Source organism: Brevundimonas sp. UYEF29, assembly GCF_040546195.1.
In the GTDB taxonomy this organism is placed as follows: Bacteria; Pseudomonadota; Alphaproteobacteria; order Caulobacterales; family Caulobacteraceae; genus Brevundimonas; species Brevundimonas huaxiensis.
The window spans coordinates 135000-149896 of sequence record NZ_JBEPNH010000006.1; the positions used below are offsets into that span (position 1 = coordinate 135000).

Consider the following 14897-nt stretch of genomic DNA (forward strand, 5'->3'; position numbering starts at 1 on the left):
CTTCTAGGCGGTCAGGTCGGCCAGCACCGCCTTCGCCGCCCGCCGCGCATCGTCCGGCGCCAGGCCCAGCAGAAGCCCCCGCTGACCGCCGTTGATCAGGACCTGATCGAACAGGATGGCGGTTTCGTCGATCGCAGTAGGCACGGCCTTTCGCTGGCCGAACGGGCTGACCCCGCCGACCTTGTAGCCGGTCAGACGTTCGGCGTCGGCCGGCTTCATCATCTGGGCCGACTTAGCCCCCAGCACCGCCGCCAGCTTCTTCATGCTGACCTCGCAGTCGGACGGCACGATGACGCAAGCCGGAGCGCCGTCGATCAGGACCATGAGGGTCTTGAACACCTGCTCTGGCGCCACGCCCAACGCCTCGGCGGCCTGCAATCCCACGCGCGGCGCGTCGGGATCATAGTCGTAGGGAAACAGATCGAAGGCGACGCCGGCCTTGGTCAGGGCGACGGTGGCAGGCGTGGTCTTGGACATCCTACGTCGTCTCGGGGTTCAGGAAAGTGCGGGTCAGTTCGACCGCATCGGCCAGGCCCATGCGCTGGACCTCGGTCCCGGGCGGCAGGCTGGCGAACAGGCGGGTGGGGGTGGCGGCGTCCAGCATCAGAAAGACACCCTTGTCGTCGCCGCGCCGGATCAGCCGGCCGAACGCCTGGGCGATGCGGGCGCGGGCCAGGGCATCGTCATAGCCCTTGCCGCCCAACCGTTCGCGCCGCGCCTTGTGCAGCAAATCCGGGCGCGGCCACGGCACACGGTCGAAGGCGAGCACCCGCAGCGACCGTCCCGGCACGTCAACCCCGTCGCGCACGGCGTCGGTGCCCAAAAGGCAGGAATTCTCCTCGACCCGGAACATGTCCACCAGCGCCCCGACCTCCAGCGGATCGACGTGCTGGGCATACAGAGGCACGCCCGACTTCGCCAGATCCGGCCCCAGCCGCTCATAGACCGCCTTCAATCGGCGAATGGCGGTGAACAGGCCCAGCCCCCCGCCGCCCGCCGCCAGGAACAGTTCGCGCATCGCCGCCGCCGTCTGGCGCGGATCGTCCTTGACCAGATCGTTGACGACGATGACCCGGCTGTTGGCCGCATAGTCGAACGGGCTCTCGACCTTCAGGGTGCGAGGCGGCTCGATCAAACGCGCCGAGCCGGTCCGCATCCGCGCCAGATCGAACGGGTCTTCCTGCAAGGGATCGGAGAGGGTGGCCGACGTCACCAGCACCCCGTGCGACGGCACGATCACGGCGGCCTCCAGCGGAACCGTCGGGTCGATCCAGTGGCGACGCAGCGCCACGTCGTGGATACGGCCGAACGCCGTGTCGGCCGACAGCCAATCGACGAAATCAGGATCGGGCTGATCGCCCCCGTCCTCCAGCGCCGCCAGCATCGACCGCCACCCCGGCAGGGTCATGCGCGCGCGCCGATCCAGTCCGCGCAGCGCCCCTTCGATGCGCGACCGTTGCGACCCGTCCAGCTCTGCCGCCTCGTCGTCAAGGATGTCTTCCAGATGTCGCGACAGCGCCAGCAGCGGCGCCTCGATGGCGGCCAGGGCCTGGGCCGCCGCGCGCGCCGTCTCGGCGACCGGATCGGTCACCGGCTTCAGCGCGCACTCCATGCCGAACTCGGGGCCGCCGTACGTATTGGTCTCCGCCGTGCGGGCGCGCAGCTGATCCAGCGCGGCGGCCAGGAAGGCCTCGATCGGTCCGATCGGATTGACCTCGCCTGAGGCGGGGGCGACGCGGCCCGACACGCCTTCGCCCGGCAGGGCGGCGGAGGCGCGGATGGCGTCCTGAAGCGATTTCAGCGCCGCGTCATTGTCGCCGACCATGTCGCCCAGCCGCTGCTGAAGCCCGCGCCCGCGACGCCCCCGCCCTTCCGGCCCACGAATCCAGCGACGCAGCTCGGCCGCCTCCTGGCCCGACAGACAGGCGGAAAAGGCGCTGTCGGCGGCGTCGAACAGGTGGTGGCCCTCGTCGAAAACGATCCGCTTCAGCGCCGCCGTCTCACCGTCCGACTTCTGGCCCCGCGCCGAGCGCGCGCCGTCGAATGCCGCCTGGGTCAGGACCAGGGCGTGATTGGCGATCACCAGATCCGCGCGGCGGCTGGCGCGGATCGTCTTTTCCACGAAACAGGTGCGGTAGTGCGGACAGGCGGCGTGGACGCACTCGCCGCGCCGGTCCACCAGATTGGCCGCTCCCGCCGCATGAGCCGCCGGCATGGCGAACAGGCCGGGCAGCCAGCCGGGAAAGTCCCCGCCCGTCATGTCGCCGTCGCGCGTATGCAGCGCCCATCGCCCGGCCAGCGCCAGGCCGATCAGGTCGCCATTCCCCAGCTGGGCCGCCTGGACCATGTCCTGCAGGTTCAGGACGCACAGATAGTTCTCGCGCCCCTTGCGGATCACCGCCTTCTTCTTGCGCTCGGCCGGATCGGGCCACAGCGAATGGCTTTCGCGGTCGATCTGCCGTTGCAGCGCGCGGGTATAGGTCGAGATCCACGCCGCTCCCTGGTTCCGTTCGGCCCAAAGCGAGGCGGGCGCCAGATAGCCCAGGGTCTTGCCGGTGCCGGTTCCCGCCTCGGCCAGCAGCATGCGGGGCCGCCCCTCCTCATTCCTCGGCGAAAAGGCGAAGGCGGCTTCGGCGGCGTAGTCCGATTGCGTCGGCCGCGTCTCGTCCAGGCCCGAGGCCTGAAGCAGTTTCTCCAGCCGGATGCGGGCGCTCTCGCTGTCGACCGGGGCCGATCCCGCCTCGCCGCGCGGCGCCTCGTCCTCCCATTCGGTCAGGCGCGACCAGACATCCAGCCCCGACCCGCGATGCTGGCGCGCCCTTACGCCGCCGGCCTCCAGCGCCTGAACCACCCGCTCGCCCCAGGCCCAGCCCGCCCGCTGCATTGTCAGCGCCAGGACATAGGCCGCCTCGCGCTCCCGGTAGGCCGGATCGGCCAGTTCGCGCAGCAGCAGCCCCGCCGCCTCACGCAGGCCCGCCGCCTGTTCCTCCGCCGACTTCGGCTCGGCCAGACCCAGCGACAGCGCCAAGCCCGTCGGTGACGGCGCACAAAAGCGCGCCGGTCGCACGAAGGCGTAAAGCTCCAGCACATCCATCAGATCAGTCGATCGCGGCGGCGGCGTCAGCCCCAGCCGGCGCGCCGTCAGCGAGGCATGGGCGACCAGCACCGGCCCGGTGCTGAAGAACCCCTCGGCCGCCCCGCGCCCGATCTTCCGGGTCCCCGCCTCGTCGCACACCGCCCCTGCGCCCGGCGGCGTGGCGAGCGCCGGCGGCAAGTCCGCCCACGGCTGGGCGCCGGCCAGGCGGATTTCGGAAATGACGGATTCGTCGGACACGTCCGATAGATAGCGAGCCTGGGGCTGAAACGGAACGGGAACATGCTATATCCCGTCCGTGACGACCGCCGCCGCTCCCGCAACGCTTCCGCCCCTGTTCGCCGACTGGTTCGCGTCGCGCGGCTGGGCGCCCCGGCGGCATCAGCTGGAGATGGTGGCGGCGGGGGAGGCCGGCCGCCACGCTTTGCTGGTCGCGCCGACCGGCGGGGGCAAGACGCTGGCGGGGTTTCTGCCCAGCCTGATCGACCTGGCCGAGCGCGGACCGAAGCCGGCGACCGGGCCGGGGTCGGGCGTGCATACGCTTTATCTGTCGCCGCTGAAGGCCCTGACGACGGACGTCGAGCGCAATCTGATGACCCCGATCCGCGAGATCGGGCTGAACATCCACGTCGAGACGCGCACCGGCGACACCAAACAGTCCAAACGCCAGCGACAGCGCGACTTTCCGCCCGACATCCTGCTGACCACGCCCGAGCAGCTGGCCCTGTTCTGCGCCTGGGAAGGCGCCCGGTCCTATTTCGCCGATCTGAAATGCGTCGTGCTGGACGAGGTCCATGCGATCTGGAGCGGCAAGCGCGGGGACCTATTGTCTCTAGGTCTGGGTCGATTGCAGAGTTTCGCCCCCGACATGCGCCGGGTGGGTCTGAGCGCGACCATCGAGGATCCCGATCTGATCCGGGGGTGGTTGGCTCCGGGCGGAGGGGCTCTTGATGTGGTGACTCTGGTCAAGGGCGACCCCGGCGCGCCCGCCGTCATCGACGTGCTGATCTCCGAGGGCAAGGTGCCGTGGGCGGGCCACACGGGCCAGCACGCGATCCCGGAGGTCTATGCCGCCATCCAGCGTTCGACCCTGGCCCTGATCTTCGTCAACACCCGCTGGCAGTCCGAGTTCGTATTCCAGCAGCTGTGGGCCATCAACGACGAGAACCTGCCCATCGGCCTGCACCACGGCTCGCTGGCGGCCGAGCAGCGGCGCAAGATCGAGGCGGCCATGGCGCGCGGCGACCTCAGGGCCGTGGTCTGCACCTCGACGCTGGATCTGGGCATCGACTGGGGCGATGTGGACCTGGTCATCCAGATGGCGGCGCCCAAGGGCTCCAGCCGTCTGGTCCAGCGGATCGGCCGCGCCAACCACCGTCTGGACGAGCCGTCGCGCGCGCTTCTGGTGCCCGCCAGCCGGTTCGAGATGCTGGAGTGCCAAGCGGCGCGCGAGGCCGTCGCCGACAACGCCTTCGACTGGGAGCCAGTCCATATCGGCACGCTCGACACCCTGGCCCAGCACGTCATGGGCGTGGCCTGTTCCGAGCCGTTCGACATGCAGGTCCTGTATGACGAGATCACCGGCTGCGGCCCCTATCGCAACCTGACGTGGGAGCAGTTCGAGGAGGTGGTCGATTTCGTCGCCACCGGCGGCTATGCGCTGCGCACCTACGACCGGTTCGCCCGGATCGTGCGCACGCCGGATGGACGCTGGAAGGTCAGAAACCCGCATATCGCCCAGCGCCACCGCATGAACGTCGGCGCCATCGTCTCGGCGGGAACGCTGAACGTCCGCGTCGCCAGCCGTCGCGGCGGCGCCTCGCGCCAGTTGATCGGCGGCCGCAAGGTGGGCGAGGCCGAGGAGTGGTATTTCGAACAGCTGACGCCCGGCGACACCTTCCAGTTCGCCGGTCAGACCTGGGCGTTCCAGGGCATCACCGGCACCGACGCCCTGGTCACCCACGCCAATGACAGCGACCCCAAGATTCCGTCGTGGGGCGGATCGAAGTTCCCGCTGTCGACCTCGCTGGCCGACCGGGTGCGCACCATGATCCACGACCGCGACCACTGGCGCGTCCTGCCGCCCGACGTGCAGGAATGGCTGGAGTTGCAGGAAACCCGCTCGGTCATTCCCGACGCCGAATCCATGCTGGTCGAAACCTTCCCGCGCGGCAGTCGGCATTTCCTGGTGGCCTATCCGTTCGAGGGCAATCTGGCCCACACCACCCTGTGCATGCTGCTGACCCGGCGGTTGGACCGGATGGGCGTCGGGCCGCTGGGGTTCGTCGTGACCGACTATTCACTGGCGATCTGGTCGATCAAGCCGATGGACACGATCGATCTGGACGCCCTGTTCCAGCCGGACATGCTGGGTGACGATCTGGAAGCCTGGCTGGAGGAAAGCTTCATGATGAAGCGGTCCTTCCGCAATTGCGCCCTGATCTCGGGCTTGATCGAACGCCGCCAGCCCGGCGCCGAAAAGACCGGCCGGCAGGTGACCTTCTCCACCGACCTGATCTACGACGTGCTGCGCCGCCACCAACCTGACCATCTGCTGCTGAAGACCGCCCGCGCCGACGCCGCCTCGGGCCTGCTGGACGTGGCGCGCCTGGGCCAGATGCTGGCGCGCATTGAGGGGCGCATCCGCCACCAACCCCTAAGCCGCGCCTCGCCCTTCTGCGTGCCCGTGCTGGTTCAGATCGGACGCGAGCGGGTCAGCGGAGACGCCGCCGAAATGATTCTGGATGAGAGCGCCGACCTGCTGATCGCCGAAGTCATGGACGACGCCGAGCCGCCCAGCCAGTCGGGGGCCGCCGCATGAACGCCGCCCTGCGCCAGACCCTGTCCCCCGCCCGCAAGATCTGCGGTTCGCTGAGCGTGCGGATCGCGGGCGAGGCCTGTGTGCTGCGATGTTCCGGGGCGATGTGGGTGCCGGCCCACGGCGCCCTGATCGTCGCGGACCTGCATTTGGAAAAAGGCTCAGCCTTCGCCGTGCGCGGCCAACTGCTGCCGCCCTATGACAGCCGCGCCACGCTGGACAGGCTGGAAGCCGAGATCGTCGAACTGAACCCGACCTTGGTCGTGCTGCTGGGCGACAGCTTCCATGATGCGAAGGCCATTCCCCGCATGGCGGCCGACGACCGGGAGCGGCTGGACCGGCTGGCGGCGGGGCGCGACTGGCTGTGGCTGGAAGGCAATCACGACCGCGAGGCCCTGAACCGCAGCATGGCCCGTGATGCGGAGGCGACCACCCGCCTGCCCGGCCGGATCGTCGGCGACATGATCCTCGGCGCGTTGAGCCTGACCCACGAACCGGAGGCGCTGAGCGCCGACGACGATCGTCGTGGCGAGGTCGCGGGCCACCTTCACCCCGTCGCCAAGGTCGCCGCCTATGGACGCGGCGTGCGCCGTCCTTGCTTCGTCACCGACGGATCGCGAATCGTCCTGCCGGCCTTCGGCGCCTTCACCGGCGGGCTGAACGTGCGCGATCCCGCCATCGCCGACCTGTTCGCCGCCCCGCCCCTGGCCGCCGCCCTGGGACGCGACCGGGTCCACGCCCTGGATTGGGCGATCCTGCGATAGTCTGTTCGTAAAGCGTTCAGCACGTCGCTTCACCGCATCTTGGCGGACAGCGATGCAGGATGACGGCGGATCAAGGTCACGGACACCCGCCTCATGCTCACGCCCCGCCGCATCGTCATGGCCGCCCGCCTCGGCTTCGCCCTGGCGGCTCTGGGCATGGCCGTCCTGATGTTGGGACCGTTCCAGGGTCTGGAACAGGTCTTCGGCCTGAACGACAAGGCCGCCCACGTCATCGCCTTCTATGGCGTGGCCAGCGGCCTGTTCCTGATCGCGCCCAACCAGCGCCGCGACGACCTGGCCCTCTATGTCATCGCCGCCGCCTTCGGCGCCGAACTGCTTCAGGCCCTGACCGGCCGCAGCGTTTCCGTCGTCGATTTCCTGGCGGGCGCGGCCGGCGTCGCCGCCGCCTGGGCGCCCGGACGGATCGAACAGTTGCGCCAGGCCTTCCGCCGCCACCCGGATATGACCCTGGCCGAGATCGACCGTCTGGATCGCCGCCTGCGCCGACGCCGCGTGGAAACCAGCCGCCCGGGCGTCGCTGTCCTGCGGCCCTAGGGCTCCAGCTCGATGTCCCAATAGAGGTAGTCCAGCCAGCTCTGATGCAGATAGTGCGGCGGGAAGCGTCGGCCAGCGTCCTGAAGCTGCCAGGCGTTGGGGCGATAGGGTTCGCGGCGAATCGGCATCATCGCCTGGCGCGGCGTTCGCCCGCCCTTGGCCAGATTGCAGGGGCTGCAGGCCGCGACGATATTGTCCCAGGTCGTGCGTCCACCCTGTGAGCGCGGGATGACATGGTCGAAGGTCAACTCAGCCGACTGACCGCAGTATTGGCAGGCGAAACCGTCGCGCAGAAAGACGTTGAAGCGGGTGAAGGCGGGGCTGCGGTCCTGATCCACATAGCTGCGCAGCGCGATCACGCTGGGAAGCTGCATCTCCATCGATGGCGAGCGGACGACCTTGTCATACAGGGACACCACATCCACGCGGTCCTGATAGACCGCCTTGACCGCCTCCTCCCACGGCCACAGCGACAGCGGATAGTAGGACAGCGGCCGGAAGTCGGCGTTCAACACCAAGGCGGGGAAGCCGGAGGGCGGTCGATGGAGAACCTGCATCAGGCCCTCCCGCTCAGACGGGGGGATTTTGAGGCGACAGAGGTGAGGACACGTCTCCTTCCCTAGTCTTGGCCTTGGTCTTGTCGATTTAACCTACCCCTGATTCCCGCTCATCGCCATGACCAGTGTGCAGCGTTTTCATGACGTCTTGTCTCAGACTCCGCGCGCGTGGGTTGGAAACCCCGGCAGGGTCCAGCCCCAGCGCAGGGCGGCCGCGCGCAGCAGGAAGCCTGACAGCGCCGCGACGACAGCGGCGGGCCAGACGCCGACGCCCGGTGCCCTAAGCACCATATAGACCGTCGCCGCCAGGATCGCGGCCGTGACGTTGATCTCTCGTCGCAGCAGAATCGACGGCTGGCCCGCCAGGGTGTCGCGCACCACCCCGCCGAAACAGGCCGTCAGCGTGCCCATGACGATGCAGATCAGGGCCGGCGCCCCGGCCGCCTCGGCCTTGGCCGCCCCCATCACGCCATAGGCCGCAAGACCCACGGCATCCAGCCACAGCAGGGCGCGAAACCGCCAGTCGCGCTGCCCCACCAGCCACAGGGCCGTCGAGGCGAACAGGCAGACCGCCAGATAGCGCCAGTCCTGCACCCAGAAGACCGGCAGGCCCAGTAACAGGTCACGCAGCGTCCCGCCGCCCACGCCGGTGATGGCGCCGAAGAAGGCGAAGGTGACAACGTCGTGCTTCTCGCGCGCTGCGGCCAGGGCGCCGGTAGCGGCGAAGACCGCCACGCCGGCGAAATCCAGCGCCGTCAGCACGGTCTGCGGATTGCGCAGCGGTTCGGTCAGAGCCGGATCGAGCGGGGTCACGCCGGCGCATCCAGTGCGATCTCGCCGCGCTTCACGCCCGTGTACCAGGCCCACAGCAGGTGCGTGGCGACCGCACGATAAGGCCGCCAGACCTCGGCGCGGGCATAGGCGCCCTTCTGATCGGGTCGTACCTCTGCGCCGTCGGCCCAGCGGATCGCCTCCTGCAAGGCCACGTCGCCGCCGGGGAAGACATCAAGCCGCCCCTCGCACATCATCAGATAGGCCTCGGCGGTCCACAGACCCACGCCCTTCAGCGCCGTCAGGGAGGCGATCGCCGCCTCGTCATCCAGGTTGGCCAGATGCTCCAGATCGATCTCGCCCGCGATCTGCGCCCGCGCGATCCCCTGACCATAGGTCGCCTTCTGTCGCGACAAGCCCATGCCGCGCAGTTGATCCAGATCGTGCGCCAGCAACAGCTCGGGCGTGATGCCCCCCATGCCTTCACGCAGCCGCGCCCAGACCGAAGCGGCAGAGGCCACCGACACCTGCTGCTCCACGATCATGCGGAACAAGCCTTCGAACCCGCCCACTCTCAGCCGCCATTCCAGCGGCGGCGTCTGGGCGTCCACGCGCACGAGCGCCGGATCGGCGGCGACCAGCGCGCGACGCGCGGCGGCGATGTCATCAGGCGTGGGTGCGAAGGGCATGCGCCATGCTTACGGCCCGTCGCGCTTGTCGGAAAGAGCGGGGGCGCCGTTGAGGGCCGCAAACCGCTAAGGAGCGTCTTGATGTTCGCCACCCGCTTCGCCCCCTCGCCGACCGGCCGCCTGCACAAGGGCCACGCTTCCTCGGCCCTGACCGCCTGGACGGCGGCGAAGGCGGCGGGCGGGCGGTTCGTGCTGCGCATCGAGGATATCGATCCGACACGATGCCGGCCGGAATATGAGGCGGGCATTCTGGAGGACCTGGCCTGGTTGGGCCTGGACTGGGAGACGCCGGTCCGGCGCCAGTCCGATCATCTGGGCGAGTATGCCGCCGTGATTGAGTACCTGCGGGCGCGCGGCCTGCTCTATCGGTGTTTCCGCACGCGGAAAGAGATTCTGAGCGCCATCGGCGACGCGCCGCACGGAGTGATGGAGGCGGCGAGGCCCGGTCCGCATTCAGCGGACGAGGAGGCGCATCTGCTGGCCTCTGGTGCGCCGTTCGCCTGGCGGCTGTCGCTGGACCGGGCGCGGGAGACCTTGGGCGAGGCGACCTGGAACGGCCTGAGTTTCGTCGAGAAGGGCGAGGTTCCGAACGGCGAAACCGGCGTCATCGTCGTCGATCCCGAGGCGGCGGGTGATGTCGTTCTGGCGCGCAAGGATACGGGCGTCGCCTATCATCTGGCCGTGACACACGACGACGCCTTGCAGGGGATCACCCATGTGATCCGGGGTCAGGACCTGTTCGAGGCGACCCACGTGCAGCGGCTGATCCAGACCCTGATGGGCTGGCCGGCGCCGACCTATCGTCATCACGCCTTACTGGCGGGGCCGGACGGGCGGCGCTACGCCAAGCGCGATCGCTCGATCACTCTGGCCGAGTTGAGAGCCGGCGGGCTGACGGCCGAAGCCCTGCGCGCCGAACTGGGCTTCAGCTCCGGCGGCTGAAGATGCGCGAGGCGCCATAACCGGTCAGGGCGGCCAGCACGACGCACAGCACGCCGTACAGCCACGGCCGACGGTGGGCGAACTCATAGATGTCGCGCTCCAGCCCCACCTTCTCGACCGTCAGGGTCAGGTTCGACACCGACTGCGGCTCGCCGTCCTGAAACAGCCAGACCTCGGCATAGTATTTGCCGGTGGGCGCCACGGTCGGCAGTTTGACCTCGGCGCGGAAGAGGCCCCGGTCGACGAACTCGACCCCTTCGGAGTCGGTGTCGTAGAGGGCGGCGGCCTCCTTCAGCCGGATCACCGCGCGGCGCCAGTCCAGATAGTCGTCGCCCAGACGGCTGACGACCACGTCGCGCACGCCGTAGCGGGTGACGGTGCGGCTTTCCTCGGGCGCGTCGATGCGCAGGTGATCGACGCCGACGCCGAGGCGGCGCAGCTGGCCGAAGTCGGCGATGTCGCTGAGCGGGCGCGTCGACGCGGTCATGTAGAAGCCGGGCGCGCCCTCGAACAGCACGGGCCGGCTGTTCAACCAGACACCGGACGTGCGCGTCTTCTTGACGAGGCGGATCGGCGCGTCCGGCCCTCGCACCACGACCACGACGTCCGCCGGTTCAGGCGTCGGATTGAACACGGCGCCGTAGAGGACAATCGACGCGCCCCGGAAGCTGCTGTCGACCCGGACCTGGGCGTCGGTCAGGGCTGCGGCGACGCGCAGGTCGCCGGTCGTCGCTTCGGACCGATCGAGCGGCGGGGCCGCAACAGCGGGCGGAGGGGGAGGAAGCGCCTGCATCAGTCGGCGATCCCCGGCGCGATCATGAAGATGTCGTTGGGCCGCACGAACAGATCCAGTCCCATCTGGATCCCGACTAGAAGCACGATCAGGCCCAGCGCCGCCCGCAGTTCCTCGGCGCGGAACCGCCCGGCGAAGCGCGCGCCGATCTGCGCCCCGACCACCCCGCCGAGCAGCAGGATGGTGGACAGGACGATGTCGACCGTCTGGTTACGCCCGGCCTGAAGAATGGTGGTGATGGCGGTGGTGATGATGATCTGGAACAGGCTGGTGCCCACCACGGCGCCCGCCCGCATGCGCAGGATATAGAGCATGGCCGGCACCAGGATGAAGCCGCCGCCAACCCCCATGATGGCCGACAGAACGCCCGCAAAGACGCCCAGGCCGAACGGCGGCAAGGCGCTGATATAGAGGCCCGACTTCGGAAACTTCATTTTCAGCGGCAGACCGTACAGCCACATCGGCCGCCGACGCTGCTTGTGCGGCGCGGGCAGTCCCCGGCGGCGACGCAAAATCTCGGTCAGGCTCTCGTTCAGCATCAGAATGCCGATGGCGCCCAGGAAGACGAGATAGGACAGGGCCACGACGAGATCGGCCTGGCCCAGCAGGCGCAGGTAACGAAACAGCTCGACCCCCGCCAGGGCGCCGGCCGCGCCGCCGGCCGCCATCACCGACCCCATCTTGAAATCGACCGAACCCGCCCCGGCATAGCGGATGACGCCCGACGTCGAGGAGGCCACGACATGGCTGGCCTGGCTGGCGACGGCGACGGTCGGCGGGATGCCCAGGAACACCAGGATCGGCGCCATCAGGAAGCCGCCGCCGATGCCGAACAGGCCGGACACGAATCCGACCACCGCCCCCAGGATCACCAGGGTCGGCCAGTTCACCGAAACCTCGGCGATCGGCAGATAGATGTCCAAAGGACGCGCCTTCGGCTGGAGCGGACACAAGAATCGCCGTCAGGCGGGCGAGGTCGGGGACGACCGGGCGACCGATAGCCGCCCGGCGCCTGGGAATCTAGCCTGTCGCTTGAGTCTGGGCCTGCGACTGGGCCACGAAGGCGTCGGCGGCGGTGCGGGCTGCGCGCTGGGCCGTGGCGCTGGCCGTCGGGCGCAGGCGCGTCACAGCGGCCTGGGCCTCCGCATCGCCGCCACGCGCGGCGATCATATACCACTTCAGCGCTTCGGTCGGATTCTTGGCCACGCCGTCCGCGCCGGTCTCATAGATGCGCGCGACATTGTACTGGCTGTCCGGCAGGCCGCGCTCGGCCGCGTTCAGCAGCCAGGTCAGGGCCTCGGCCTGATTGGTCGCGCCGCCGTCGCCTTCATAGAGCTGCATCCCATACAGATGCATTCCGCGCGGATCGCCGCCCTCGGCCGCGCGACGGCCCCACTGACGGCTTTGGACCGGGTCGGCGGGCACGCCATTGGCGCCGTCCAGATACAGCTGACCCAGATAGGTCTGGGCGGGGGCGTAACCCAGGTTGGCGGCGCGCTTCATGCCGTCCAGGCCCGAGTTGTCGCCGGCCTCCAGCTTGCCGATCGCCGCCTCATAGTCCGCCGCGCCGGGGCCGCCGATGTCGAAGGTCGCCTTCGGGCCGGTCGGCGTCACCGCCGACGCGGCCAGAGGCACGGCGCCGTTCGTCGTCGAGCCGCCGCCGAAGCGGGGCATCTCGAACTCTGGCGCACCGCCGTCGGTCAGGGACAGATAGCCATAGACGCCCCCGGTCAGAGCGACCGCCGTGACCGAAGCCAGAAAGGTCTTCTTGACCGTCGATCCGTCCTTGGACGCCTGCCGATCCAGCCGTTCCTGCAGCTTGGACTTGCCGCCGCGCTTCAGGCCGAAGCCCGACCGGGGCGCGGGTTCCGGCTCGGACGGCGCGGTGATCGCGGCGCGGGCGGCGTCGATGGTGTTGCGGGTCGAGGCGGCGCGGCCGGCGGCGGCCGCGGCTTCCATGCTGGAGCGCAGCCGGCGCGGATCCACGAACTCGGTCTCGCCGCCGAAATCGTCATCGTCCGCGTCCAGGGCAGCCGCGCTGCGCTTTTCGGCCGGTGCGGTCGAGAAACCCGGCGACGTCGCCTCCAGCGCGTCCTCGACGTCGGCGCCGCCGAAACCGCTGAAGGGCTGGATGATGGGTTCGACGCCGTCGGGATCGACCTGGCGCATCGGCATGTCGTCAGCCAGCGCCTCAACGGGCTCGGCCTCGGCCTGGACGACAGGCGACGAGGGGAAGGGCGCGGCGGTCGCGACTTCGGGCGTCACCGGATCGCTGGACCAGGCGTCCTGGTCGGTGAAGGTCTCATCGGGGAAGGCGGCGGCGCGCCAGTCGCCTTCGATGGATGCGGACTGGATCGGCGCCTGTATCGTCGCCGGAGCGGCGCGTTCCAGCACCTGTCGCGCCGGGGTCCACGCCGGCTCATTGTCCAGCGGCTTGTCACGGATCGGCGTCGGCGCGCGGGCGTCGATGCTTTCGCGGGCCTCGGCCAGCAGACGGGCGGTGCGTTCCTCGCTCAGACGCATCCGCTCGGCCAACTCGCCGGAGGCGCGGTCGTAGCGCTGCTCGATCTTGTCCGAGCTTTCCGACAGGCGTCGGCCGATGTCTTCCAGCGCCTGCTGCGAGCGGCGCTCGGACTGGGCGATGCGATCGCTCAGCTGGTCCGAGATGCGGGTAATCTCGCCGCCCAGCTTCTCCAGGGCGATGGCGTGGCGATCGTCGCTGGCGGTCAGGCGTTGGTCGACGCGGTCGACGTGGCGGGCGAATTCTTGATCCAGACGCGCGGCGCGGCGGGCGATCTCGGTTTCGATGGTCTGGCTGACGACGTCGGCGGCGGCGCGGGCGACGGCGTCAGTGCGACCGTCGTTGTCCGTCTCGACCTTCTTGACGCGCGCATTCAGGTTGCGGGCGATGCGCAGGACCTCGCGGCCCATGGCCTCAAGGCCGATGGCGCCCTTCTCTTCGGACGCCTTCAACTGATCGCCGACGGCCTGGACGGCGCGTTCAATACGGTCGATGCGCGCGCCGGTTTCGGCGGCGTCCAGACGCTGCATCATCTCGGCGCGATTGTTGTCGATCTGACGCGACAGGCTTTCGGCCAGCTTCTCGAAACGGGCCAGGTCGCGCGCGCCTTCCGGCTCGACGCGGCTTTCGGCCGTCCGCATCCGCTGGTCCAGCGCAGCGAACGAGCGTTCCAGCGTCTTCAGGGCTTCGGTCGTGCGGTTCTGGGCCTCGTCCAGACGCGCGCTGACCTGAGCCAGCATTTCCGTGCCGACGCCGGGGCCGGCGGCCTTCTCGACCGCCTCCATCCGCTCGCGCAGATCGCTGACGCCCAGACGCTGGCGTTCCTCGATGTCGTACAGGCGCCCGGTCAGGGCGCCCAGGGAGGTCTCGATCTTGCCGAAGGCTTCCTGGGTCGACGGGCCGGTGTCGCGTTCGAAGGCGCGCAGGCGGCGATGCCCTTCGCGCAGCTCCTCGGCGATGTCGTCGATGCGGCGGGCGGCGCCCTGGGCCTCGGCCTCCTGGCCGTCGAGCCGGCGCATCAGGCCCGCGACGGCCTGGTCCACGCCCTGAATGGCGACGGTCGAGCGACGTTCGGCGGCTTCCAGCCGCGCGGCGATCACATCGATGGAGGCGCTGATCCGCTGCTGGCTGTCTTCGACCTCATAGGCGTCGTCCAGACGGCGGCTGCGGTTGCGGCGTTCGTATTCGGCGGCCTGGGAGCGACGCGGCAGGGTGGCGTAGCCCTCCTCCTCGTCTTCCATGATCATGGAGTTGAGCCATTCGCCCAGCGTCATGCCGGACCGGCGCGCCAGATCCTTGGCGACCTCGCGTGCTTTGGGATCGATTCCCTTAACGCTCCACGGCGCTGCAGCGCTCACTGATTCGTCTCCCAGCCCATGTGACGAAGGCTATA

General features: G+C 69.3%; 12 protein-coding genes. 4 read left to right on the forward strand and 8 right to left on the reverse strand.

Translation table 11 applies throughout. The features are described from left to right. Positions 1–3 precede the first annotated feature (3 nt). Positions 4–477: a Cys-tRNA(Pro) deacylase gene (ybaK, locus tag ABIB58_RS11265; protein WP_045810636.1), complete on the reverse strand. Its 474-nt coding sequence runs from the start codon at positions 475–477 to the stop codon at positions 4–6. 1 nt (position 478) lies between these two features. Further along, on the reverse strand, positions 479–3334 hold the full coding sequence (locus tag ABIB58_RS11270; RefSeq protein ID WP_045810637.1) for an ATP-dependent DNA helicase: 2856 nt from the start codon (positions 3332–3334) through the stop codon (positions 479–481). Positions 3335–3392: 58 nt separating this feature from the next. On the opposite strand from ABIB58_RS11270, the gene ABIB58_RS11275 reads away from it, so the two are divergent. From ABIB58_RS11275 to ABIB58_RS11285, 3 genes are all read left to right on the forward strand, one after another. Next, positions 3393–5915: a ligase-associated DNA damage response DEXH box helicase gene (locus tag ABIB58_RS11275; protein ID WP_045810638.1), complete on the forward strand. Its 2523-nt coding sequence runs from the start codon at positions 3393–3395 to the stop codon at positions 5913–5915. After that, entirely contained in the window at positions 5912–6676 is a 765-nt protein-coding gene (gene pdeM, locus ABIB58_RS11280; RefSeq protein WP_354040951.1) for a ligase-associated DNA damage response endonuclease PdeM, read from the forward strand. Before ABIB58_RS11275 ends, pdeM begins: the two co-directional genes overlap by 4 nt. A gap of 93 nt (positions 6677–6769) precedes the next feature. Then, positions 6770–7231 carry a VanZ family protein gene (locus ABIB58_RS11285; RefSeq protein WP_354040953.1) on the forward strand — a complete coding sequence of 154 codons (462 nt, stop codon included), beginning with the start codon at positions 6770–6772 and terminating at the stop codon, positions 7229–7231. Here the strand turns inward: ABIB58_RS11285 and ABIB58_RS11290 are convergent. The 3 genes from ABIB58_RS11290 to ABIB58_RS11300 form a co-directional block, all read right to left on the reverse strand. Then, on the reverse strand, positions 7228–7788 hold the full coding sequence (locus ABIB58_RS11290; RefSeq protein WP_026108602.1) for an HNH endonuclease: 561 nt from the start codon (positions 7786–7788) through the stop codon (positions 7228–7230). The genes ABIB58_RS11285 and ABIB58_RS11290 overlap by 4 nt on opposite strands. A 153-nt stretch (positions 7789–7941) precedes the next feature. Next, positions 7942–8601, reverse strand: a complete 660-nt coding sequence (locus ABIB58_RS11295) for a trimeric intracellular cation channel family protein (RefSeq protein ID WP_502909748.1) — start codon at positions 8599–8601, stop codon at positions 7942–7944. Next, positions 8598–9248 carry a DNA glycosylase family protein gene (locus ABIB58_RS11300; RefSeq protein ID WP_161640020.1) on the reverse strand — a complete coding sequence of 217 codons (651 nt, stop codon included), beginning with the start codon at positions 9246–9248 and terminating at the stop codon, positions 8598–8600. The genes ABIB58_RS11295 and ABIB58_RS11300 overlap by 4 nt, the downstream gene beginning before the upstream one ends. Positions 9249–9326: 78 nt before the next feature. Here ABIB58_RS11300 and gluQRS point away from each other — a divergent pair, with 78 nt between their 5' ends. After that, entirely contained in the window at positions 9327–10190 is an 864-nt protein-coding gene (gluQRS, locus tag ABIB58_RS11305) for a tRNA glutamyl-Q(34) synthetase GluQRS (protein ID WP_354040956.1), read from the forward strand. On the opposite strand, the gene ABIB58_RS11310 is transcribed toward gluQRS, so the two are convergent. From ABIB58_RS11310 to ABIB58_RS11320, 3 genes are all read right to left on the reverse strand, one after another. Then, entirely contained in the window at positions 10174–10983 is an 810-nt protein-coding gene (locus ABIB58_RS11310; RefSeq protein WP_039244008.1) for a TIGR02186 family protein, read from the reverse strand. The two genes, gluQRS and ABIB58_RS11310, sit on opposite strands and share 17 nt — an antisense overlap. After that, positions 10983–11906, reverse strand: a complete 924-nt coding sequence (locus ABIB58_RS11315; protein ID WP_017506607.1) for a sulfite exporter TauE/SafE family protein — start codon at positions 11904–11906, stop codon at positions 10983–10985. The genes ABIB58_RS11310 and ABIB58_RS11315 overlap by 1 nt, the downstream gene beginning before the upstream one ends. A gap of 97 nt (positions 11907–12003) precedes the next feature. Continuing rightward, the gene (locus tag ABIB58_RS11320) at positions 12004–14862 is read right to left on the reverse strand and encodes an SEL1-like repeat protein (protein ID WP_354040959.1); all 2859 of its coding nucleotides are present in this window, start codon (positions 14860–14862) and stop codon (positions 12004–12006) included. Positions 14863–14897: the final 35 nt, after the last annotated feature.